The organism is Massilia sp. DD77 (genome assembly GCF_036961685.1).
Lineage (GTDB): Bacteria > Pseudomonadota > Gammaproteobacteria > Burkholderiales > Burkholderiaceae_D > Telluria.
Map to the genome: position 1 here is coordinate 1 of NZ_JBAMDH010000048.1, position 22259 is coordinate 22259.

The following is a 22259-nucleotide window of genomic DNA, read 5'->3' on the forward strand; positions in this document are numbered from 1 at the left end:
TCTGCTTGATCAGCTTCTCGATGTCGCTCAGCAGGCGCTCGTCCTTGTCCGAGTACACCGAGATCGCGTCGCCCGAGGCGCCGGCGCGGCCGGTACGGCCGATGCGGTGCACGTAGTCCTCGGCGTTGTACGGCAGGTCGAAGTTGATCACGCAGGGCAGGTCGGAAATGTCGAGGCCGCGCGCGGCCACGTCGGTCGCCACCAGCACCTCGACTTCGCCCTTCTTGAAGGCGTCGAGGGCGGCCATGCGCTCCTGCTGCGTCTTGTCGCCGTGGATGGCCGAGGCCTTGATGCCGCGCTGCTCGAGGTGGCGCGACAGGCGCGAGGCGCCGATCTTGGTGTTGGAGAACACGATCACCTGCTTCAGCGCGCGCTGGCGGATGATGTGCTCGACCACGTCGCGCTTGTGCTCGTCGTCGACCTTGTAGACCACCTGGGTGACCTTGTCGGCGGTGGCGTTGCTGCGCGCGACCTCGATCGTGAGCGGGTCGGTCAGGAAGGTGTTGGCCAGCTTCTTGATCTCTGGCGAGAAGGTGGCCGAGAACATCAGGTTCTGGCGCTTCTTGGGCAGCAGGTTGATGATGCGCTGCAGGTCGGGCAGGAAGCCCATGTCGAGCATGCGGTCGGCTTCGTCCATGACCAGCATCTGCACCTGGCCCAGGCTGATGTTCTTCTGCTCGACGTGGTCGAGCAGGCGGCCCGGGGTGGCGATCACGATCTCGACGCCGCGGCGCAGGGTCTCGGTCTGGGGCTTCATGTCCATGCCGCCGAACACCACGGTCGAGCGCAGCGGCGTGTGGCGCGAGTACGCCTTGACGTTCTCGGCCACCTGCACCGCCAGTTCGCGGGTCGGAGTCAGCACCAGGGCGCGCACCGGGTGGCGCGCCGGCGACATGCTGGGGTTGGCGTGCTCCATCAGGAGCTGGATGATCGGGAGCGAGAAGCCGGCGGTCTTGCCGGTGCCGGTCTGGGCCGCGCCCATGACGTCGCGGCCTTTCAGCACCACGGGAATCGCCTGGGCCTGGATCGGCGTCGGATGGACATAGCCCTGGTCCGAAAGCGCGCGCAGGATCTCGGGCGCCAGGCCGAAATCGGCGAAGCGCACGGTCGGCTGCTCGGTCGCCGCGACGGCGTCGTTATTGTTCGCGTCGTTATTGTTCGGTGTATCAGACATGTTCTTTTCGGGCATTCATTGGTTCAGCTCTACGGCCCGGCTGCTGGCAGCCGGCGCGCGCGAATCAAACTCCGGGTGGGAAACGGCGGTGGGCCGCCGGGTGGCGCACGGCCTGGACGTCGTCGCGGCGTCATTGCCGGGACAAGGCGCCAGGTACGCGGACGTAGAGGCTCTTTTAGCGGGTGACACGATACCTGAAATCGCCCCCACTGTATATGCTGACCTGTTTTCTGGACAATTTGTTAATGGGAAACAGTCCATCGGCGGCCGGCGGATCAGGGTTTCCAGCCGCGCTGCTGGGCCGCGCGCTCCGCCACCGGGTCGAGGGTGGCGCCGGCGCTGCGCTGCTCGATGGCGTCGAGCACCGCCTGCGGCACCACGCTGCCGTCGAGGTAGGCGGCGCCGGCCTGTCCTTCGGCCAGCACGGGGATAATCCAGCGCCCGGCGCTGCGGCATGCCAGGCCGGCGGTGGTCTCGACCACGAAGCTGCGGCAATAGGCGCCGTCCTTGGCGATGAAGGTGACGCCGATGCGCACGCCGGTGTCGGACGGTCCCGGGGTGGCCAGCTGCTCGCTCAGCGCGTTCAGCAGCCTGCCGCGCGCCACCAGGGCGCCTTCGTTGTCGACCAGGGTCACCAGGCCGGGATCGGTGCCCAGGCTGCGCCAGCCGAGGGCGCCGGCCAGGATGCCGGTGGCCAGGGCGCCCACCACCGCGGCCCAGTGGTTGCGGGTCCAGGCCTGGCGCGGGGGCGGATGCGGCACGGTCCGGCCCGGACGCAGCGCGTCGAGGTGCACCACCTTGGCCCCGCCGGGCGGAACATGGCGCTGGGGCTGGGTGGAGCCGTCGTGGCCGTTGGCCGAGACGCCGATCACCCGGCTGTGGCGGGCGCGGTGCTGGGCCACGCGCGCGGCCAGCACGGGATCGGCGCCGACGGCGCGCTCGACGGCCGCGCGCGCCGGTTCGGCGAGTTCACCGTTGATGTAGGCGATCAGGAGGTCGTCCGAGAATTTCATGCCAGCCAGCCATAGGTCTAGGAGGTGATCAAGCCGTGTTCATCGAGTACGTCGTGCAGCAGTTCGAGCCGGATCACCGGGTTATCGAGCATGAGCATCTGGTGTTTCTGCTGGTTCGGCAGCGGCAGCAGTTCACACCAGCGGTTCGCCACCCAGCCGCAGTCTTCCAGCCGGAACGGCGGCTGCACCGGCCAGCGGTGCTGGGGTACGTCGTGCAGCGAGGCCAGCACCCGGTCGAGGGCGTCGGCCGCGCCTTGCAGCTCGGACGGCACCGTCACCTGGTGGTCGTCCTCGACCAGCTCGGCTTCGGCCATCCACAGCCCGTTGATGCGCTGTTCGGCGGTGACGACCGAAAAGCGCGAGCCGCCGCGGCACAGCACCTGCAGCAGGCCGGGCGTGGCGGCCGTGGTCTCGGTGACGGAGGCCACGGTACCGGCGGCAACGAAACGCTCCTGTTCCGCCCCGGGCCGGCGCACTTCCTGGCCCTGGGTCAGCAGCACCACCCCGAAGGGCGTCTCGTCCAGCAGGCAGCGGCTGATCATGTCGAGGTAGCGCACCTCGAACACTTGCAGCGGCAGCACCCCGTCCGGGAACAGTACCGTACTGAGCGGGAACAGTGGCAAGGAAATCGTCGACATACTCCCATCATGACAGAATCGACGGCGAAACGGGAGCACGATTGCAGGCCTGCGCGGCGCTCCGCGCAGAGGGTGCGGCACGGGCCGGAACGCCCTGTCCGCATGCATATTTCCCGCGCTTGGAGACCTCAGGCATCGGGGCCCCGCAGCGGCAGCCAGCGCAGGGCCTGCACCAGGTTGTCGAGGCGCCAGCGCAGCCGGTCCAGGCCGGGATCGGGCCAGGCCAGTACCCGCACCCGCACCACGCCGCCAGCCACCAGCGGGCAGGCGTAGGCGTGCTCCCCCTCCTCCTCGAAAGTCAGGCGGAACTCGCGCCCGGGAGCGACGTCGACCGGGCCGAAGGCCAGCGGCGCGCTGTCGCGGTTGCGCAGCAGCAGCACGTCGCGCACCCCGCGCGTCAGGCGGATCTCGGCCGGCACCTGCAGTCCCGCCGTGCGCGCCCCGGGCGGCACCTCGAGCAGCAGCTCGTGGCTGCCGCCGCCGAGCGGGGCCAGCGTCGCCCATGACAGCGCGAGCAGCAGCAGGCCGCCCAGGCCCGCCAGCGGCCAGTGGCGGCGCAGCGCCTCAGGCAGCATCATGGCCGCCTCCGCAGGAAGCCGCGGCCGCGCCGATCATATGGATGAGTGCATGGATGAGTGCACGGTCGTCTGTTGGATTGCATTGGATAAATATTTTGCCATATAAGTTCTTGCCAAATGCGAAGGTCGCGTGCGCCCTGCCAGCGAAAGGGTGCGTATGCTACAAGACATCCGTGCGATTCCGATCAACTTCTCCGCCACGGCTTTCCCGTGCGCGCTCGACGCCATGCAGCAGTCCGATCCAGCACCGTCGCCTACGCTTGCCCGCGGCCGGCTGCCCCTCCCGGGGTCCGGCCAGGGCCCGCTGCTGCTGGCGATGTTCGTGTTCCTGGTCACCCTGGTGGCGACCTACAGCGCCTGGAACGGCGCGCGCCACGGCGCCCAGGAACAGCTGCGCGAGACCTTCGACTACCGCACCCGCGACATGGCCTACAGCATCGAGCGCCGGATGGCGGTCTACGAACAGGTGATGCGCGGCGCGCGCGGCTACCTGCGCGGCTCGGTCGCGCTCAGCCGCGCCGACTTCGCCGAGTACTACCGCCAGCTGCGCCTGGACCAGCATTTCCCCGGCCTGGAGGCGATCGGGATCGCCACCGCCATCCCGTCCGGCGGCCTGGCGGCCCACGAACGCGGCGTGCGCGCCGAAGGCTATCCGCACTATGCGGTCAGTCCCGAGGAGCCGCGCGACACCCATACCGCCGTCTCCCACATCGAACCCTTCTCGGGCCGCAACCTGCGCGCCTTCGGCTACGACATGTTCAGCGAGCCGGTGCGGCGCGCGGCCATGATCGCCGCGCGCGACAGCGGCCAGGCGGCCCTGAGCGGCAAGGTGGTGCTGGTGCAGGAAGGCGCCGGCGGCCACCAGTCCGGGGTGCTGATGTACCTGCCCGTGTACCGCGCCGGCATGCCCGTGGCGAACGTGGCGCAGCGCCGCGCCGCCCTCGCAGGCTGGGTCTACGCGCCCTTCCGCATGAACGACCTGATGCGCGGCGTGAGCGGGATCGCCGTGCCTCAGCTCGATGTCGAGATTTACGACAGCGAGCGCGCCACGCCGGACACCCTGCTGTACCGCTCCCCCGCCGCCGGCGCCGCGCCCGCGCACTTCAGCCACACGACACGCCTGGCCATGGGCGGCCGGACCTGGACCGTGACCATGCGTCCCGACGCCTCGCTGCTGGCAACCCTGGACACCACCCGTCCCCTCTTGATCGCGGTCACCGGCACCATCCTCGGTTTCCTGCTCAGCCTGGTTGTCTGGCTGCTGGCCACCGAGCGCCGCCGCGCCCTGCAGCTGGCCCAGTCCATGACCCTCGAACTGCGCGAGTCGCACGACCGCATCGCCGCCGAGCAGCAGCGCATCCGCGTGATCCTCGAGAACGCCTACGACGGCTTCGTCGCGGTCGACGAGTCCGGCCGCATCACCGACTGGAACGCCCAGGCCACGCGTATCTTCGGCATGGGCGCCGAGGAAGCGGTCGGGCGCCCGGTCGAGACCCTGCTGCCCGAACCCAGGCGGGCGGCCTTCCGCGCCGCCTTCGAGGGCTTCAAGCGCGGCGGCCCCTGCTCGCTGCTGGGCGCGCCGACCGAGGTCGAGGTGCTGCATGCCAGCGGACGCAAGGTGCCGGCCGAGCTGGCGGTGGCCCTGCTGCCGACCGGCTCGGTGGCCGGCGCCAGCGTGTTCGTGCGCGACATCACGCCGCGGCGCGAGGCCGAGGCGCGCGAACAGCTGCGCCAGCAGCGCCTGGACGAGGCGCGCCAGGGCCTGCTGCGGGCCCAGAAGCTGGAGGCGGTGGGCAAGCTGACCGGCGGCGTGGCGCACGACTTCAACAACATCCTGCACATCATCAGCGCCAACGTGCAGCTGATGCTGCGCGCCGAAGGCCCGATGAACAAGAAGCGCCTGCACAGCATCCTCGACGCGGTCGACCGCGGCGCCAAGCTGGCCGGCCAGCTGCTGGCCTTCGCCCGGCGCCAGCCGCTGCACCCGAGCGTGGTCGACGTGCGCGAGCTGCTGGAGCGGGTCGACAGCCTGCTGCTGCGCGCCGCCGGCGACAGCATCACGGTCGAGCGCAGCGCGCCGCCCGAGCTGTGGCCGACCCTGGTCGACCCCAACCAGCTCGAGAACGTGCTGCTCAACCTGGTGATCAACGCGCGCGACGCCATGGAAGGCGCCGGCACCATCGCCCTGCGCCTGGCCAATGTAACGGTCGACGCCGAGGCGGCCCAGGCCGACCCCGAGCTCACGCCCGGCGACTACGTGCAGGTGGCGGTCAGCGACACCGGCCAGGGCATGCCGCGCGAAGTCATGGAACGCGCCTTCGAGCCCTTCTTCACCACCAAGCCCGAGGGCAAGGGCACCGGCCTAGGCCTGTCGATGGCGCACGGCTTCGTGCGCCAGAGCGGCGGCCACATCCGCCTGGCCAGCACGCCGGGCCAGGGCACCACGGTCACCATCTACCTGCCGCGCCACGTGGCGCCCGCACTGCGCGAGCCGGCCGTGCCGGCCGAATCGCCAGGATCGCCAGTAGCGCCAGTAGCGCCCGAGGCGTCCGCCACGGCCGAACCTGCCGCCTCGGACGCCGGCGCCCACTCCTGAGCGGGGCCAGCCCCCCCCCATTTGCCTTGTTGTTTTATATTGACAAAAGCAGTAAAGCACATGTCCTTTTATTGCCCTCTGGTATTATCTGGTGACATAAAGAATCTCACCAAATCTAACCAGATCGGACAGCCGGCTACAGGCCGCTGACGTGGCAATGCGCTCACTCGACCGCCCTAATCCTGCACTTTCCCTGCCGGCCGCCGCCGCGCTGGCCCTGGCGGCGTTGATGGAAACGCTTCCGGCGGCCGCCGCGCCGGTAGCCAAGCCCGGGGACGCGCCGGCCCTGGCCGAGCTGCCGCTCGAAGCGCTGATGGGCATGAAGATGGTGAAGGCCGCGTCCCGGTTCGAGCAGCTGATCAGCGAAGCGCCGGCCGCCGCCAGCGTGCTGGATTCGAGCGATATCCGCGCCCACGGCTGGCGCACCCTGGCCGACGCGCTGGGCTCCCTGCCCGGCCTGTTCACCACCAGCGACCGCAGCTACGCCTACCTGGGCGCGCGCGGCTTCGTGCGCCCGGGCGACTACAACAGCCGCTTCGTGTTCATGATCGACGGGGTGCGCACCAACGACAGCGTCTACGGTCAGGCCATGCTGGGCAATGAAGGCCTGGTCGACATGGACCTGGTGCAGCGCATCGAATTCATTCCCGGCGCCGGCTCGGCCATCGTCGGCTCGAGCGCGATGTTCGGCGTGATCAATGTCGTGACCCGCGACGGCAATGCACTGGCGGGCCCGCGCGTCGCGCTGGCGGCCGGTGGCGACGGCGAACGGCGCCTGCGCGCCAGCTACGGCTGGCATGGCCGGGACGGCGCCGACCTCCTGATGTCGGCCAGCGTGCTCACGCGCGACGGCGAAACCCTGTATTACCCCGAATTCGACACGCCGGACCAGGGGCACGGCATCGTCCGCGGCGGCGACGGCGAGCAGGCGCGCCAGTTCCTGCTCAAGGCCAGCGCGGGCGGCTTCACCTTCTCGGCCAACCACGTCCACCGCAGCAAGGGCACCCCCACCGCATCCTACGAGACCCTGTTCGGCGCGCCCAACCGCACCCTGGACACGCACAGCGTGGCCCAGCTGGCGTATGCGCGCACGCTGGCGCCCGGCCTGGCGCTGTCGGCCCAGGCGGTGTGGGGCAAGGCCGACTACCTCGGCCACTATTACTACGCCGGCGCCGAGGGCCGCCCCATCGACAACGTCGACGGCAGCCATGCGCGCTGGAGCGGCCTGAACCTGCACGCCACCATCACCGCCATCGCCGGCCACAAGATCGTGGCGGGCGCCGATCTCGAACACGACGCCCGGCGCGACATGTTCAACTACGAGGCCGAACCCTTTTTCTCATTGCTGGACGAGCGCCGCTCGGCCGACAAGCGCGGCGTGTTCATCGAGGACGAGCTGCGCCTAGGCGCGCGGGTGCTGGTCAACGCCAGCCTGCGCCACGACCGCCACAGCACCGGCGCGCGCAGCACCAGTCCGCGCCTGGCCCTGCTCTACCGCTTCGCGCCCGGCACCACCGCCAAACTCATCTACGGCAAGGGCTTCCGGGTGCCGAACGCCTATGAGCTGTACTACAACGTACCTGGCGAGGGTGGCCAGCTGGCGAATCCGGACCTGGCCCCGGAGCGCATCCGCACCGCCGAAGCCGTGCTCGAACACGCCTTCGGCGCCGGCGGCCACGCGCGCCTGTCGCTGTTCGACTACCGCATGCGCGACCTGGTCTCGCAGCAACTGGAAGCGTCCAGCGGCCTGCTCATCTTCCGCAACCTCGACCACGCCAGGGCCGTGGGCCTGGAAGCCTCGGCCGAGCAGGTCTACGCCAGCGCGGCGCGCCTGCGCGCCAGCTACACCTGGCAGCGCGCACGCGACGGCGCGGGCGCGCCGCTGCGCGCCTCGCCGCGCCACCTGCTCAAGTTCAACGGCGTGCTGCCGCTGGCCGGCCAGCGCGCCCGCCTGGGCGGCGAATTCCAATGCCTGTCGGCGCGCCTGACCGAGCATGGCCGCGTGGGCGGCTATTGCATGAGCAACCTGACCCTGTCGAGCACGCGGCTGGTGCCGGGCGCCGACCTGTCGCTGAGCGTGTACAACCTGCTGGACCGCCGCTATGCGGACCCGGCCGGCCCCGCCTTCGTCCAGGAAGCGCTGCAGCGCGAGGGCCGTTCCTTCCACGCCAAGCTGGCCTACAGGTTCTGAGATGGGGCGCGGATTGACCACCTTCGCATGCACGCTTGCCGGCGGCGCGCTGCTGGCCACGGCGCCAGGCCTGGCCAGCGCCGCAGCGCCAACCCAGGTGCGCGACGTGGAGATCAAGGCCGCCTACATCTACAACTTCGCCCAGTTCACCAGCTGGCCCGAGGCGCGCACGCGCGCGCCTCTCTCGGTCTGCGCCGACCGCGCCAGCGTGCTGTGGCCGGCGCTGCTGGCCTATAACGGCAAGCCGGCCGGCGGGCGCGCCTGGCTGGTGGCCGACGCCGCCGCACATCCGCAGGCCGCCGGTTGCGACATCCTGGTGCTGGGCCGCTCCGCCGACGCCGTTTCAAGCCCGGGCGTGCTGGTGGTGCGCGACGGCCTGGGCGGCGCGCCCGCCGCCATCACCCTGGTCGACGACGACGAGCAGCTGCGCTTCGACGTCGACACCCGCGAGGCCGCGCGCAGCGGCCTGCGGGTCAGTTCGAAATTGCTGCGTCTTGCAAGGAATGTCTTATGAATGCCGGCGCCCGACGTCTTCCGCGCATGGCGCGCATGCTCGGCGCAGGCCAGCTGCTGGCCGCCGCCGCCGCCCTGAGCCTGGTCGGCGGCACGCTGCTGGCCTACCAGTTCGTCACCCTGCGCCACGGCCTGCGCGCCGACGTCGATATCCACGCCCGTGTCCTGGGCGAGAACATTGCCGCTCCGCTGATGTTCGGCGACCGCGAAGCGGCGGCCGACATCCTGAACGCCTTCCAGGCCGACCCCGCCCTGGTCGACGCCGTCATCTACGACAGCAGCGGGCGCGAGTTCGTCGCCTTCCGGCGCAACACGGCCGCGCCCAGCACCCTGGCCCAGCTGGCGCCGAACTGGTTCGGTCCGGTGGTGCAGGAAAGGCCGATCGTGCACGGCGACCGCAGCCTGGGCGGCATGCTGCTGCGCGCCGACACCGGCGCGATTTCGACCGCGCTGCAGAACTACGGCGTCCTGTTCGGCCTGGCCTCGGCCGGCGCCCTGCTGGCCAGCGCCCTGATCTCGCGCCGCAGCCGCCTGCGGGTGGCGCGCGCCGAGGCCAAGCTGGCCTACCTGGCCTATACCGATCCGGTCACCGGCCTGCCCAACCGGCGCGGCGGCCAGGAGGAACTCGACGCCGCGCTGGCCCAGGCCCGCGAGAGCGGCGGCAGCGTCGGCCTGGTCCTGATCGACCTGGACAACTTCAAGGTGGTCAACGACAGCGCCGGCCACGCGGCCGGCGACCAGCTGCTGCACGAAGTCGGCGTACGCCTGCGCGCGGCGGCGCGCCCGGGCGACCTGGTAGGCCGCTTCGGCGGCGACGAATTCATCGTCATCGCGCGGCCGCTGGCGTCGAGCGAGGCGCTGCGCGACATCGCCGAGGCCCTGATGGAAGCGCTGCGCCGCCCGATCCAGCTGGATGCCACCGAAGTCATGGTCACCGGCAGCGCCGGCACCTGCGTCTTCCCCCAGGACGCGGCCAACGCCAGCGAATTGACCTGCAACGCCGACGCCGCGCTGTACCACGCCAAGGGCGGCGGGCGCAACCGGGTGGGCGAATTCAAGCCGGCCATGATGCACGCGACCCAGCGCCGCGCGCGCCTCGAGCGCGACCTGCGCCGCGCGCTCGAGACCGATAGCCTGGCGGTGTTCTACCAGCCGCAGTTCGACTGCGCCACCGAGCGCCTGGTGGGCGTCGAGGCCCTGCTGCGCTGGATGCATCCGGAGCACGGCTTCATCGGCCCGGACGAGTTCATCCCGGTGGCCGAGGAATGCGGCCTGATCGTCGCGATCGGCGAATGGGTGCTGGAACGCGCCTGCCGCGACGCGGTCGACCTGGGCCGCCGCAGCGGCACGCCGCTGCACGTGGCGGTGAACGTCTCGGCGCGCCAGTTCCGCGAGAAGGATTTCGTGCGCAGCGTCGAGCGCATCCTGGCCGAGACCGGCCTGGCGCCGCACCGCCTGGAGCTGGAACTGACCGAGAGCATGCTGATGGAAGACCGCGGCGCCGCGATCGACTTCATGCACGCGGTGCGCGCGCTCGGGGTGCGGATGTCGATCGACGATTTCGGCACCGGTTATTCCTCGCTGTCGTATCTGCAATCCTTCCCGATCAACCAGCTCAAGATCGACCGCAGCTTCGTGCGGCCGCTGCCGGCGGACGGCCAGATGCTGGCCGGCGCGGTCATCGGCCTGGCGCACGATTTCGGGCTGACGGTGGTGGCCGAGGGCGTGGAGGACCGCGCCCAGCTTGCATGGCTGCAGCGCGCGGGCTGCGATTATGCGCAGGGCTATCTGCTGGGGAGGCCGATGCCGCTGTCGGCACTGGCGGCGCGGCTGCTGGAAGAGCCGGTGGCGGTAGCGGAATAGACGCGGCCGGGGCGACCGCGCGGCCATGCTGGAGCCGGTTGAACGGCCTCGCCGCCTATCAATGCTAGAGTACGAGCATGCGACTGTTCTACAACATTGCCGGCGTGCTGGCCGTGATCCTCGGCGTTGTAGGGATCTTCCTGCCCCTGCTGCCGACCACGCCCTTCCTGCTGCTGGCTTCGGCCTGCTTCGCGCGCGGCTCGGTGCGCCTGCACCGCTGGCTGCTGTCGCACCGCGTGTTCGGCGCCTACCTGCGCAATTTCGAGGAAGGACGCGGTATCCCGCTCAAGGCCAAGATCGTCGCCACCGCGCTGCTGTGGCTCTCCCTGCTCGGCGCCATGGGCCGCGTCGACCACCTGGGGTTGCAGGCGCTGCTGCTGGCGACCGGCATCGGCGTCAGCACCTATATGTGGCGCTACCTGCCCACCTTGCGCCTGCCCCGGCAAGAGCAACCTCCGCACGACGCCTGAAGCGCCGCAACCTTGCCGCATGGCCGGTTCCGGCATGCTTGCACCTCGGCGGCCCAGGCATGGCATCATGTCGATCAATCAACACCAACGAGGAGAACACGATGTCGACCTGCCCCGACCGCCAATTCCACGCCCTGCACCAGGACGGCCTGCTGTTGCTCGCGAACTGCTGGGACCCGGGCAGCGCCCGCATCGCCGCGCTGGCCGGCGCGCCGGCACTGGCGACCAGCAGCGCCGCCGTCGCCTGGGCCCACGGCTACCCGGACGGCAGCAAGCTGCCCTCGCACCTGCTGGTGGACACGGCCGCGCGCATCGCCGCCAACAATGCGCTGCCTTTGAGCGTCGACATGGAAGACGGCTATGGCGACGACCTCGAACAGGTGGCGCGCCTGGCGGAGGAACTGATGGTGGTGGGCGTGGTCGGCATCAACATCGAGGACGGCGCCGGCACGCCCGAGCTGCTGGCCGAGAAGATCGCCGCCATTCGCCGCATCGCGCACAAGCGCGACATCAGCCTGTTCATCAACGCGCGCTGCGACGTCTACCTGCGCGGCCTGGCGCCGGAAGGCGAGCGGGTGGCGATGGTGCTCGAGCGCGCCGCGCGCTACGCCGAAGCCGGCGCCAGCGGCATGTTCGTGCCGGGCCTGCGCGACCCCGGCGAGATCGCCGCCGTCGTGGCGGGCATCAGCCTGCCGCTGAACGTGATGGCCCTGCCCGGACTGCCGCCGCTCGCCCAGCTGCGCGAACTGGGGGTGCGCCGCCTGAGCGCCGGCTCGGCCATCGCAGAAGGCATGTTCGGCTACGTCAAGGGATTCACCGAGCACTTCCTGGCCACCGGCGGGCTCGACGCGCCCGTGGCCAGCCCCGCGCGCTATGGCGAACTGAATAGCTGGATGGAAAGCGCCGCCGCCGCGGAGTAAGCGCCGGTCGGGCACGCGCCGGGGCGCCCGTCTTTTCCGGATAATGACGTGTTATCGGCTTGAACGGCAAATTAGCTATGGAGCTCCTGTTTCTCGGCACGTCCTCAGGCACCCCGACCCGGCAGCGCAACATGTCGGCGGTGGCGCTACGCACGCGCGGCGCGCGCCACTGGGCCCTGGTCGACTGCGCCGAAGGCACCCAGCACCGCCTGCTGCGCGCACCGCTGTCGCTGATGCACCTGCGCACGGTGTTCATCACCCATTTGCACGGGGACCATTGCTATGGTTTGCCCGGCCTGCTGGCCAGCGCCGGCATGCTGAACCGGACCGAGCCCTTGCTGATCGTCGGACCGGCGCCGCTGCAGGCCATGATCGAATGCATCATGGAAGCGACCCAGCTGCGCCTGCCCTATCCGGTCTCCTTCCTGCTGCCCGAAGACTTGCCCGGCACGCCGGTGCTGCCCGATTTCACCGTCACCGCCGCCCCGCTGTCGCACCGCCTGCCCTCCTACGCCTACGGCTTTACGGAAGCCCAGGTCGAACGCAAGCTCGACCTCGACCGGCTGAGGGCGGACGGCGTACCGGCGTCGCCGCTGTGGGGCGAGATCCAGCAAGGCCGCGACGTGAGCTTGCCGGACGGCCGCCGCATCGTGGCGGAAGACTATCTGCTGCCCGGTCGCCGGCCGCGCACGGTGGTCATCGCCGGCGACAACGACACGCCCGAGCTGCTCGCCACCCAGGCCCATCGGGCGGATGTGCTGGTGCACGAGGCGACCTACACCCAGGAGATCCTGGACAAGGTGGGGCCGGGTCCGCAGCACAGCTCCGCCCTGAAGGTGGCCCGTTTCGCGGCAGAGGCTGGGGTAGCCAACCTGGTGCTGACCCATTTCAGCCCGCGCTACCAGGAGGGAGAAGGCCCGCTGTCGCTGTCGGCGCTCGAAACCGAAGCGCGCAGCGCCTATGACGGACCCTTGTTCCTGGCGCGCGACCTGGACCAGTTCGTCCTCGGCCGGGAAGGCGAACTGCGGCGGGGCGATACCTAGTGGGCGTGACCGAGCACCGCTGAGTTCGACGCGGCGGCCACGCCACAGGGCTGATCCTATCGGGGTCATTAATAAATTTTTATTGTGCCGCGCATGCCGGTGGCCTAGGCTTGATCTGCTTTTGTCAAAACGACTAGCCGATGGAGACCACGATGCCCGACAAGGAAAATACCCAAAGCGTCAGCGAAAGCGAAAACCCGGCCATTCCCTCGCCGACGCCGAAAGCCGGCCGCCCGCGAAGAAACAAGGACTGGTGGCCGAACCAGCTGGACCTGTCCGTCCTGCACACCCATTCGCACCTGTCTTGCCCGCTGGAAGAAGAGTTCGACTACGCCGAGCAGTTCAAGGGCCTCGACGTCGAGGCGCTGAAGCAGGACCTGATCGAGGTCATGACCACTTCCCAGGACTGGTGGCCGGCCGACTACGGCCACTACGGCCCCCTGTTCATCCGCATGAGCTGGCACGCCGCCGGCACCTACCGCATCGCCGACGGCCGCGGCGGCGGCGGCGAAGGCCAGCAGCGCTTTGCGCCGCTGAATAGCTGGCCGGACAACGCCAACCTCGACAAGGCGCGCCGCCTGCTCTGGCCCATCAAGAAGAAGTACGGCCAGAAGATTTCCTGGGCCGACCTCGTGGTGCTGGCCGGTAACGTGGCGATGGAATCGATGGGTTTCAAAACCTTCGGCTTCGGCTTCGGCCGGCCGGATGTGTGGGAACCCGAGGACATCTTCTGGGGACCGGAAGACACCTGGCTGGGCGACGAGCGCTACAGCGGCGACCGCGAACTGGCCAGGCCGCTCGCCAACGTGCAGATGGGGCTGATCTATGTGAACCCAGAAGGACCGGGGGGCAATCCCGATCCGCTGGCGGCGGCGCGCGACATCCGCGATACCTTTGCGCGCATGGCCATGAACGACGAGGAGACCGTCGCCCTCATCGTCGGAGGGCACACCTTCGGCAAGACCCATGGCGCCGGGCCGGCGGTCGACAATATCGGCGCGGAACCGGAGGGCGCGCCGATCGAGGAACAAGGCCTCGGCTGGAAGAATAAGTTCGGCAGCGGCAAGGGTGCGCACACGATCACCAGCGGGCTGGAAGGCGCCTGGACCTCCAATCCGATTAAGTGGGACAACGGCTTCCTGGAAAACTTGTACAAGTTCGAGTGGGAACTGACGACCAGCCCCGCCGGCGCCAAGCAATGGACGCCCAAGAATCCCGAGGCCAAGGACACGGTGCCGGACGCACACGACAAATCGAAGCGGCATGCGCCGATGATGCTGACGACCGACTTGTCGATGCGCCAGGATCCGATCTACGGGCCCATCGCGAAACGCTTCCATGACAATCCGGACCAGCTCGCGGAGGCGTTTGCCAAGGCGTGGTTCAAACTGCTTCACCGCGACATGGGGCCGCTGTCGCGCTATCTCGGGCCATGGGTGCCGGAGCCGCAGCTGTGGCAGGATCCGGTGCCGCCGGTGGATCATCCGCTGGTCGACGAGCAGGATATTGCTGCACTCAAGCGCAAGGTGCTGGAGTCAGGCCTGAGTATTCCAGACCTGGTGTCCACTGCCTGGGGTGCGGCGGCGAGCTTCCGGGGTACCGACAAGCGCGGTGGCGCCAATGGGGCGCGGATCAGGCTGGCGCCGCAGAAGGATTGGGAGTCGAATGAGCCGGAGCGGCTGCAGCGCGTGCTGGCGCGGCTAGAGCAGATCCAGCAGGAGTTCAACGGCTCGGCGGCTGGCGGAAAGAAGGTGTCGCTGGCCGATCTGATCGTGCTGGCGGGATGTGCGGCGGTGGAAGACGCGGCCAGGCAAGCGGGTGTGCAGGTGACGGTGCCGTTCGCGCCGGGCCGCACCGATGCGTCGCAGGAGCAGACGGATGTCAGCATCTTCGATGTGCTGGAACCGGTGGGGGATGGCTTCCGCAATTACTTCCGGGCGGAGGATCCGCTGTCGCCTGAAACCCGGCTGCTGGACCGTGCCAATCTGCTCAAGCTGACGGCGCCGCAGATGACGGTGCTGGTGGGTGGGATGCGGGTGCTCGGGTCGAATCATGGGCAGTCGAAGCATGGGGTGCTCACTGAGCGGCCGGGTGTTCTCAGCAATGATTTCTTTGTGAACCTGCTCGATATCGGGACGGCGTGGCGGCCGTCGGCGTCGGCTGATAAGGTCTACGAGGGCGCGAATCGTGTGACCGGTGCTTTGAAGTGGACGGCAACGGCAGCTGATCTCGTCTTCGGCGCGCACTCACAGTTGCGCGCACTAGCCGAGGTCTATGCGAGCGACGATGCGAAGGAAAAGTTCGTGCGCGATTTCGTGTCGGCGTGGGACAAGGTGATGACGCTTGATCGCTTTGATTTGCTGGCTCGGCGCAATCCGCGGCGGACCATGAAGGCGGCTGCCTAGCAAACGAAAAAGGCTTACGCAGAACACTCGCGTAAGCCTTCATTTTTCTTGGTAGGCCTCCCCGGAGTCGAACCGGGCACCAACGGATTATGAGTCCGCTGCTCTAACCAGGCATGAGCTAGAGGCCCGGAAATCGGGACGGTGACAAGAAACTCGCCACCTGCTCGCCGGTGCGGTACCGGATGAGCGAAGTGGCGAGAGCATATTGCTTTTAGAGCAGGCCCGTCAAGCCTGAATTGCTACACAGATCAGCTGCTGCCTTCCAGGAAGCTCTTCAGCTTGTCCGAACGCGACGGGTGACGCAGCTTGCGCAGCGCCTTCGCTTCGATCTGGCGGATACGCTCGCGGGTGACGTCGAACTGCTTGCCCACTTCTTCCAGGGTGTGGTCGGTCGACATCTCGATACCGAAGCGCATGCGCAGGACCTTGGCTTCGCGCGGGGTCAGCGAGTCCAGCACGTCCTTCACCACGCCGCGCATCGAGGCATGCAGGGCCGCATCCGACGGCGCCAGCGTGTTGTTGTCCTCGATGAAGTCGCCCAGGTGCGAATCGTCGTCGTCGCCGATCGGCGTTTCCATCGAAATCGGCTCTTTAGCGATCTTCATGATCTTCCGGATTTTGTCTTCCGGCATTTCCATCTTGATCGCGAGGGTCGCCGGATCGGGCTCGGCGCCGGTCTCCTGCAGGATCTGGCGCGAGATCCGGTTCATCTTGTTGATCGTTTCGATCATGTGCACCGGAATACGGATCGTGCGCGCCTGGTCCGCGATCGAACGGGTGATGGCCTGGCGGATCCACCACGTCGCATAGGTCGAGAATTTATAACCGCGGCGGTATTCGAACTTGTCCACCGCCTTCATCAGGCCGATGTTGCCTTCCTGGATCAGGTCGAGGAATTGCAGGCCGCGGTTGGTGTACTTCTTGGCGATCGAGATCACCAGGCGCAGGTTGGCCTCGGTCATCTCGCGCTTGGCCTTGCGCGCCTTCATTTCACCGGCCGCCATCTGGCGGTTGATGTTGCGCAGGTCCGGCAGCGGCAGCACGACTCTAGCTTGCAGGTCGATCAGGCGCTGCTGCAGTTCCTTGATGGTCGGGATGTTGCGGCCCAGGATGGCGCTGTAGGCGTGGCCGGCGTTGACTTCGCCGTCCACCCATTCCAGGTTGGTTTCGTTGCCCGGGAAGACCTTGATGAAGTGGGCGCGCGGCATGCCGCAGCGGTTCACGGCCACATCCAGGATCTGCTTCTCGATGTGGCGCACTTCGTCGACCTGGCCGCGCAGGGTGTCGCACAGCTTCTCGACGACCTTGGCCGTGAAGCGGATGCCCAGCAGCTCGTTGGAGATCGCTTCCTGCGCCTTGACGTAGGCCTTGGAGTTGTAGCCGTCCTTCTCGAAGGCCTTGCGCATCTTGTCGAATTGCTGGGCGATCTCGCCGAACTTGCCGAGCGCGGAATTTTTCAGGGCTTCCAGCTGCTCGGCCGAGTAGCCGGCCGCGCCGGAGGCGCCGGACGCTTCCTCTTCCTCTTCCTCGGCTTCTTCCTCTTCGTCCTCGTCTTCATCCTCGTCGTCGGTCGAGGTCGGGGCGACGGCGGTCGGCGAGGTCTGCTCGTCGTCGTCCGCGTCGACCATGCCGTCGACGATCTCGTCGATCTTGATCTCGTCCTTCTCGATCTTGCTGGCGGCGTCGATGATCTCGGCGATCGTCACCGGGCAGGCGGAGATGGCCTGGATCATGTCCTTCAGGCCGTCTTCGATGCGCTTGGCGATCTCGATCTCGCCTTCGCGGGTCAGCAGCTCGACCGAACCCATCTCGCGCATGTACATGCGCACCGGGTCGGTGGTGCGGCCGAAGTCGGAATCGACGGTCGACAGCGCCGCTTCGGCCGCGGCCTCGGCTTCATCGTCGCTCGTGACGTTCGGGACATTGTCGGACAGCAGCAGGGTCTCGGCATCGGGCGCATGCTCGTAGACGGCAATGCCCATGTCGTTGAAGGTGCCGATGATGCCTTCGATCGCTTCCGGATCGACGATATTGTCAGGCAGGTGGTCGTTGATCTCGGAGTACGTGAGGAAGCCGCGCTCCTTGCCCGACTTGATCAGGGCCTTGAGCTTGTTACGGCGCAGTTCGAGTTCTTCCTCGCTGGCTTCGGTGTCGGACGAGAAGGCGTCCTTGAGCAGCGCTTTTTCCTTGGCCTTGCGGTCCTTGGCCTTGGCCTTGTCCGCGGCTTTCAGTTCGGCGCGCTCGACCGCGTTCAGCGCGGCGATCTCGTCGTTTTCGGGCGTGAATTCTTTGGGCTTGCGGCCACGGCGTCCCGGCACCTTGACGGACGGCAGGACATAGCCGGACGTGTCGATCGCAGCCAGGGCGGCCGCATCGGTCGTCTGATTGACAGGTGCAGGGTTCGCCGTACGAACCTCGGCCTTGTCTTGCGATTTGTCCACCTTGGCGGCGGAGGCTCTCGTGGTTTTCGCAGCCACTTTGGTTTCGGGTTTCTTGGTTGGCACAGGCGCTTTCGATGTCACAACGACACTAACTTTACGATGGTTAAAGATAAAGTTTTGTTACCTTACATCACCCTGCAGGCAATCATCTGTTGCCTTGCTAACTGAAACACCACGCCGCGATTGAACCAAAAATGGTTTCAACAGTTGCAATAGTTAGCGTTTTATTATAGCACGCACCCCTGCTTTTTCCAGTTGCGAACACTGGGCCTTGCCCGGGGTCATCGAGGCGCCATTTCCGCGGCTGCCTCGCGTGCCAAGAGGTCCTGCTGAGCTGTGATTTCGCGATAGCGAGCACTCACCTGATCTGGGGTCAGCCCAGAAGAAAACAACTGGTTAAGTTCCTGTTTTAACGCATCCATCTTGATCTGGCGCACGGCGCTAAGCAGCCAGATCCGGTCCGCGTCGGCCTCCGATTCCGGCTCGGCGCCGATCTCGGCGATCAGCTGGTCGTATTCGCCGGTGGCCTCTTTCAATATCTGGGACAGCACGGCGAAGCTGCCGCCCTCGCCCAGCTCCTGGGCCGTTTGCACCAGGTAGCGCATGCGCTCGCCGGACTCCTCGCCCAAGTGGTCGAAGGAGGCCTGGGCGGCCTCGTCGAGCAGCAGGGCCAGGTGCGGATGGGCGACCAGGATGCGCATGATCTGGCGCTCCAGCCCGACCGGCACCGGACGGCCCTGGCGCGGCGGCGCACGGCGTGCTACCGATACCGGCTTTGACAACTCGAACAGGCTTTCGATCTCCGCCGGAGTCGACTGGGTCATGCTGGCCAGGCCGCGCACGATCTGCAGGCGCAGGGCCGACGGGGTCATGGCCTGCAGCAGCGGCTTGGCCTCGAACTGGGCGTGGGCCCGGCCTTCGGGTGTGTCGAGGTCGTGCTCCTGGGTCACTTCGCGCAGCAGGAATTGCGACAGTGGCATCGCGTCCTGGATTTCCTGCTCAAAAGCCTCGGCGCCGCGCTTGCGCACGAAGCTGTCCGGATCGTGCTCCTGCGGCAGGAACAGGAATTTGATGGTCTTGTCGTCCGACACTTGCGGCAGGCAAGCCTCCAGTGCGCGGCGGGCGGCGCGGCGGCCGGCCTTGTCGCCGTCGAAGCTGAAGATCACGTCGTCGGTCTGGCGCAGCAGCTTTTGCACGTGGGTGCTGGTGCAGGCGGTGCCGAGCGTGGCGACCGCTTGCGGGAAGCCGAGCTGGGCCAGCGCCACCACGTCCATGTAGCCTTCGGTCACCAGCACGTAGCCGGCGTCGCGGATCGCCTGGCGGGCTTCGAACAGGCCGTACAGTTCCAGGCCTTTCTGGAACAGCGGGGTTTCTGGCGAGTTCAGGTACTTCGGTTCGCCGCCGTCGAGCACGCGGCCGCCGAAGCCGATCACCTGGCCCTTGGTATTGCGGATCGGGAACATCACGCGCTCGCGGAAACGGTCGTAGCGCTTGTGGCGGTTGCCCTCTTCGTCCACCTTGTCGATCACCAGGCCGGATTCGACGAGGGCCTGGGCGTCGTAGTCGGGGAAGACGGAACGCAGGTTGTCCCAGCCGCCGGGCGCATAGCCCATGCCGAAGCGGGCGGCCACTTCCCCGGTCAGGCCGCGGCTTTTCAGGTAGGCGATCGCATTCGGCGCTTCGCGCAGCTGGGCGCGGTAATAGGCGCAGGCCTGGGTCAGCGCGTCGGTCATGGCCAGCGACTGGGCTTGCTGGGCGGCGCGCTGGGCCGGCGGGATCTTGTCGTCGGCGTCGGGGACGACCATGCCCACGTTCTGGGCCAGGTCCTTGACGGCATCGACGAAGCCCAGGCCGGAGTATTCGATCAGGAAGCCGATCGCGGTGCCATGGGCGCCGCAGCCGAAGCAGTGGTAGAACTGCTTGGTCGGGCTGACGGTGAAGCTGGGGGACTTTTCGTTATGGAATGGGCACAGGCCCATGAAGTTCGCCCCGCCCTTCTTGAGCTGGACATAACGGCCGACCACGTCGACGATATCAACGCGGTTGAGCAAATCTGTAATGAATGATTGCGGAATCACTTAACTTACTCAGGGTTTGTCTGGATTCAGACTATACCGCAGCGCTCGCTGCAAGTTGACATACAACAAGATGACGGCCTGGACGGGCTTGCTCGAAGCATACTCGGCACATTCCTGTCAGTCAGCATCCACGTCGTTCCGGCCTGCGCCGGAACGACGTACAAAGGCTCACTTAATAGAATGACACTGCGGTGCGTTCAGGCGCCAGTCAGCGCCTTCTTGACCAGGCCCGAGACCAGGGTCATATCCGCGCGGCCGGCCAGTTTCGGCTTGAGCACGCCCATCACCTTGCCCATGTCCTGCGGGCCGGCGGCGCCAGTGGCGGCCACGGCGGCGGCGACTTCGGCGGCGACTTCCTCGTCCGACAGGCCGGCAGGCATGTAGGTCGCCAGGATCGCCAGTTCGCCCTTTTCGATCTCGGCCAGGTCGGCGCGGCCGCCGGCTTCGAATTGCGAGATGGAATCCTTGCGCTGCTTGACCATCTTTTCGATCACGGCCACGACCTGCTCGTCGTTCAGTTCGGTCTGCTCGTCGACTTCCTTGCGCTTAATCTCGGCGATGATCAGGCGGACGGTATTGAGGCGGGCGCTTTCCTTGGCGCGCATCGCCGCTTTCATGTCGTCGGTCAGTTGTGCTTTCAGGCTCATGGGTTCTCCGTGTTCGGTGGATATAAACGACAAAACCCGCCGCGGTACAACCGGAGCGGGCTTGCGGACATCAGCGGCTCGCCGGGACAGGATTGCCGTCACCGGATCGAGTTACTGGATTGTCTTAGTACAGTTTCTTCGGCAGTTGCTGGCTGCGGATGCGCTTGTAGTGGCGCTTCACGGCAGCTGCCAGCTTGCGCTTGCGCTCTGCAGTCGGCTTTTCGTAGAACTCGCGGGCGCGCAGTTCCGTCAACAGACCGGTCTTTTCGATAGTGCGCTTGAAGCGACGCATAGCGACTTCGAACGGCTCGTTTTCTTTAAGGCGGATAGTGGTCATGTAAAAATCAAACCGTTGGATTTAGGGAAGAACGAAATTCTATCAGCTTTTTGTTGCCAGTAAAAGCTTTTATCAACTTGTGCCGGAATTGCCACGTCAGCCGGCGCCCAGGGCCATCCCGGCCGCGACGCCCGAGGCCCAGGCCCACTGGAAGTTGTAGCCGCCCAGCCAGCCGGTCACGTCCATCGCCTCGCCGATGAAGTACAGGCCCGGCACCTTGTTCGCCATCATGGTCTGCTGCGATAGCTCGCGCGTGTCGACGCCGCCCAGGGTCACCTCGGCCTTTTTATAGCCTTCCGAGCCGGTCGGGACGATGGCCCAGCGGTTGATGGCGTCGCCCAGCTTGCGCAGCCTGGCGTCCGGCATGTCGGCCAGGCGGGCGCTGGGGTCGAAACCGTTCCCGGCCAGCAACCCGTCGGCCAGGCGCGCCGGCAGCCATTGCGCCAGCACGTTGCCGAGCTGTTTCTTTTCCGTTTTCTTAGCGCCGATCAAGGTTTCGGCCACGTCCATCTCGGGCAGCAGGTCGAGCACGATCGGCGTGCCGGGCTGCCAGTAGCTGGAAATCTGCAGGATCGCCGGGCCGGACAGGCCGCGGTGGGTGAACAGCAGGTCTTCGCGGAACTGGCCGCGGAGCGCGCCCTTCCCTTTAGCAGTACCGGTGCTGACGTCGACCTCGAGGGCGATGCCGGCCAGGGGCGCGAAGGGCTCCCAGCTGGGGCCGTCGAAGGTCAGCGGCACCAGGCCGGGGCGGGTATCGATCACCTTCAGGCCGAACTGGGTGGCGATGCGGTAGCCGAGGTCGGTGGCGCCGATCTTCGGGATCGACAGGCCGCCGGTGGCGACCACCACGCTGGCCACTTCCAGCTCGCCGCTGTCCGTGGACACCAGGAAACCCGTCTCCGTCTTCTGCACGCCGCCGATCTTGACCGGCATGCGCAGGTCCACCCCGCCCGCCTCGCATTCGGCGCGCAGCATGGCGATGATGCGCTCGGACGAGTCGTCGCAGAACAGCTGGCCCTTGTGCTTTTCGTGGTAGGCGATGCGGTGCTTCTTGACCAGCGCCAGGAAATCCTGGGCCGTGTAGCGCGACAGGGCGCTGCGGCAGAAGTGCGGGTTCTGGGACAGGAAGTTGGCGGGGCCGGCGTTGATGTTGGTGAAATTGCAGCGGCCGCCGCCGGAAATGCGGATCTTTTCGGCCAGCTTGGCCGCGTGGTCGAGCAGCACCACCCGCTTGCCCTGCTGGCCGGCGACCGCCGCGCACATCATGCCGGCGGCGCCTGCGCCGAGGACTGCTACATCGTATTGTTTTGCCATGCTGGGGTGGGGGTGCGGGTCGCCAAACCGGCCATTGT

General features: G+C 67.3%; 17 protein-coding genes and 1 tRNA gene. 8 read left to right on the forward strand and 10 right to left on the reverse strand.

What is annotated here, in order from left to right; translation table 11 throughout:
• From V7778_RS22375 to V7778_RS22390, 4 genes are all read right to left on the reverse strand, one after another.
• Positions 1 to 1174 (reverse strand): DEAD/DEAH box helicase (locus V7778_RS22375; RefSeq protein ID WP_335559325.1); only part of this gene is annotated, 1174 nt, incomplete at its 3' end.
• A 275-nt stretch (positions 1175 to 1449) separates the two neighbouring features.
• On the reverse strand, positions 1450 to 2187 hold the full coding sequence (locus V7778_RS22380; protein ID WP_335559327.1) for a hypothetical protein: 738 nt from the start codon (positions 2185 to 2187) through the stop codon (positions 1450 to 1452).
• A gap of 17 nt (positions 2188 to 2204) precedes the next feature.
• Positions 2205 to 2825, reverse strand: coding sequence for an LON peptidase substrate-binding domain-containing protein (locus V7778_RS22385; protein WP_335559329.1), 621 nt, complete (start codon positions 2823 to 2825; stop codon positions 2205 to 2207).
• Positions 2826 to 2953: 128 nt separating this feature from the next.
• Positions 2954 to 3403, reverse strand: a complete 450-nt coding sequence (locus V7778_RS22390) for a hypothetical protein (protein WP_335559330.1) — start codon at positions 3401 to 3403, stop codon at positions 2954 to 2956.
• Positions 3404 to 3560: 157 nt separating this feature from the next.
• Between V7778_RS22390 and V7778_RS22395 the strand changes: the two genes are divergently transcribed.
• The 8 genes from V7778_RS22395 to katG all read left to right on the forward strand — a co-directional run bounded on the left by V7778_RS22395 (position 3561) and on the right by katG (position 15404).
• Positions 3561 to 5999: a CHASE domain-containing protein gene (locus tag V7778_RS22395; RefSeq protein WP_335559332.1), complete on the forward strand. Its 2439-nt coding sequence runs from the start codon at positions 3561 to 3563 to the stop codon at positions 5997 to 5999.
• Positions 6000 to 6156: 157 nt separating this feature from the next.
• Positions 6157 to 8190 carry a TonB-dependent receptor plug domain-containing protein gene (locus V7778_RS22400; RefSeq protein ID WP_335559335.1) on the forward strand — a complete coding sequence of 678 codons (2034 nt, stop codon included), beginning with the start codon at positions 6157 to 6159 and terminating at the stop codon, positions 8188 to 8190.
• A gap of 13 nt (positions 8191 to 8203) precedes the next feature.
• Entirely contained in the window at positions 8204 to 8704 is a 501-nt protein-coding gene (locus tag V7778_RS22405) for a YfiR family protein (protein WP_335559337.1), read from the forward strand.
• Positions 8701 to 10566 (forward strand): putative bifunctional diguanylate cyclase/phosphodiesterase, encoded by a 1866-nt coding sequence (locus tag V7778_RS22410; RefSeq protein WP_335559339.1) that lies wholly within the window; start codon positions 8701 to 8703, stop codon positions 10564 to 10566. Before V7778_RS22405 ends, V7778_RS22410 begins: the two co-directional genes overlap by 4 nt.
• 77 nt (positions 10567 to 10643) lie before the next feature.
• Positions 10644 to 11036, forward strand: a complete 393-nt coding sequence (locus V7778_RS22415; protein ID WP_335559340.1) for a YbaN family protein — start codon at positions 10644 to 10646, stop codon at positions 11034 to 11036.
• A gap of 101 nt (positions 11037 to 11137) precedes the next feature.
• Positions 11138 to 11956, forward strand: a complete 819-nt coding sequence (locus tag V7778_RS22420; RefSeq protein ID WP_335559342.1) for an isocitrate lyase/PEP mutase family protein — start codon at positions 11138 to 11140, stop codon at positions 11954 to 11956.
• 77 nt (positions 11957 to 12033) lie between these two features.
• Complete coding sequence (locus V7778_RS22425) at positions 12034 to 12999, forward strand: MBL fold metallo-hydrolase (RefSeq protein WP_335559344.1); 966 nt, start codon at positions 12034 to 12036, stop codon at positions 12997 to 12999.
• 152 nt (positions 13000 to 13151) lie between these two features.
• A complete protein-coding gene (gene katG, locus V7778_RS22430; protein WP_335559345.1) occupies positions 13152 to 15404 on the forward strand; it encodes a catalase/peroxidase HPI in 2253 nt (750 codons plus the stop codon).
• Positions 15405 to 15453: 49 nt separating this feature from the next.
• On the opposite strand, the gene V7778_RS22435 is transcribed toward katG, so the two are convergent.
• From V7778_RS22435 to V7778_RS22460, 6 genes are all read right to left on the reverse strand, one after another.
• Positions 15454 to 15532 (reverse strand) — tRNA-Ile (locus V7778_RS22435).
• Between the two features lie 120 nt (positions 15533 to 15652).
• Entirely contained in the window at positions 15653 to 17908 is a 2256-nt protein-coding gene (rpoD, locus tag V7778_RS22440; protein ID WP_335559347.1) for an RNA polymerase sigma factor RpoD, read from the reverse strand.
• A gap of 218 nt (positions 17909 to 18126) precedes the next feature.
• Positions 18127 to 19923, reverse strand: a complete 1797-nt coding sequence (gene dnaG / locus V7778_RS22445; RefSeq protein ID WP_335559349.1) for a DNA primase — start codon at positions 19921 to 19923, stop codon at positions 18127 to 18129.
• Between the two features lie 197 nt (positions 19924 to 20120).
• A complete protein-coding gene (locus tag V7778_RS22450; RefSeq protein ID WP_335559350.1) occupies positions 20121 to 20570 on the reverse strand; it encodes a GatB/YqeY domain-containing protein in 450 nt (149 codons plus the stop codon).
• Between the two features lie 124 nt (positions 20571 to 20694).
• Positions 20695 to 20907 (reverse strand): 30S ribosomal protein S21, encoded by a 213-nt coding sequence (gene rpsU, locus V7778_RS22455; RefSeq protein WP_005665410.1) that lies wholly within the window; start codon positions 20905 to 20907, stop codon positions 20695 to 20697.
• A 96-nt stretch (positions 20908 to 21003) separates the two neighbouring features.
• Positions 21004 to 22221, reverse strand: coding sequence for an NAD(P)/FAD-dependent oxidoreductase (locus V7778_RS22460; RefSeq protein WP_335559413.1), 1218 nt, complete (start codon positions 22219 to 22221; stop codon positions 21004 to 21006).
• Positions 22222 to 22259: the final 38 nt, after the last annotated feature.

What these genes read in the sequence shown, in the direction of transcription:
- katG (WP_335559345.1), top strand. Translation starts at nt 13,152, where the DNA reads ATGCCCGACAAGGAAAATACCCAAAGCGTCAGCGAAAGCGAAAACCCG.
- V7778_RS22450 (WP_335559350.1), bottom strand. Translation starts at nt 20,570, where the DNA reads ATGAGCCTGAAAGCACAACTGACCGACGACATGAAAGCGGCGATGCGC.
- V7778_RS22385 (WP_335559329.1), bottom strand. Translation starts at nt 2,825, where the DNA reads ATGTCGACGATTTCCTTGCCACTGTTCCCGCTCAGTACGGTACTGTTC.
- rpsU (WP_005665410.1), bottom strand. Translation starts at nt 20,907, where the DNA reads ATGACCACTATCCGCCTTAAAGAAAACGAGCCGTTCGAAGTCGCTATG.
- V7778_RS22420 (WP_335559342.1), top strand. Translation starts at nt 11,138, where the DNA reads ATGTCGACCTGCCCCGACCGCCAATTCCACGCCCTGCACCAGGACGGC.
- V7778_RS22395 (WP_335559332.1), top strand. Translation starts at nt 3,561, where the DNA reads ATGCTACAAGACATCCGTGCGATTCCGATCAACTTCTCCGCCACGGCT.
- V7778_RS22380 (WP_335559327.1), bottom strand. Translation starts at nt 2,187, where the DNA reads ATGAAATTCTCGGACGACCTCCTGATCGCCTACATCAACGGTGAACTC.
- V7778_RS22415 (WP_335559340.1), top strand. Translation starts at nt 10,644, where the DNA reads ATGCGACTGTTCTACAACATTGCCGGCGTGCTGGCCGTGATCCTCGGC.
- V7778_RS22400 (WP_335559335.1), top strand. Translation starts at nt 6,157, where the DNA reads ATGCGCTCACTCGACCGCCCTAATCCTGCACTTTCCCTGCCGGCCGCC.
- V7778_RS22425 (WP_335559344.1), top strand. Translation starts at nt 12,034, where the DNA reads ATGGAGCTCCTGTTTCTCGGCACGTCCTCAGGCACCCCGACCCGGCAG.
- V7778_RS22390 (WP_335559330.1), bottom strand. Translation starts at nt 3,403, where the DNA reads ATGATGCTGCCTGAGGCGCTGCGCCGCCACTGGCCGCTGGCGGGCCTG.
- V7778_RS22460 (WP_335559413.1), bottom strand. Translation starts at nt 22,221, where the DNA reads ATGGCAAAACAATACGATGTAGCAGTCCTCGGCGCAGGCGCCGCCGGC.
- V7778_RS22410 (WP_335559339.1), top strand. Translation starts at nt 8,701, where the DNA reads ATGAATGCCGGCGCCCGACGTCTTCCGCGCATGGCGCGCATGCTCGGC.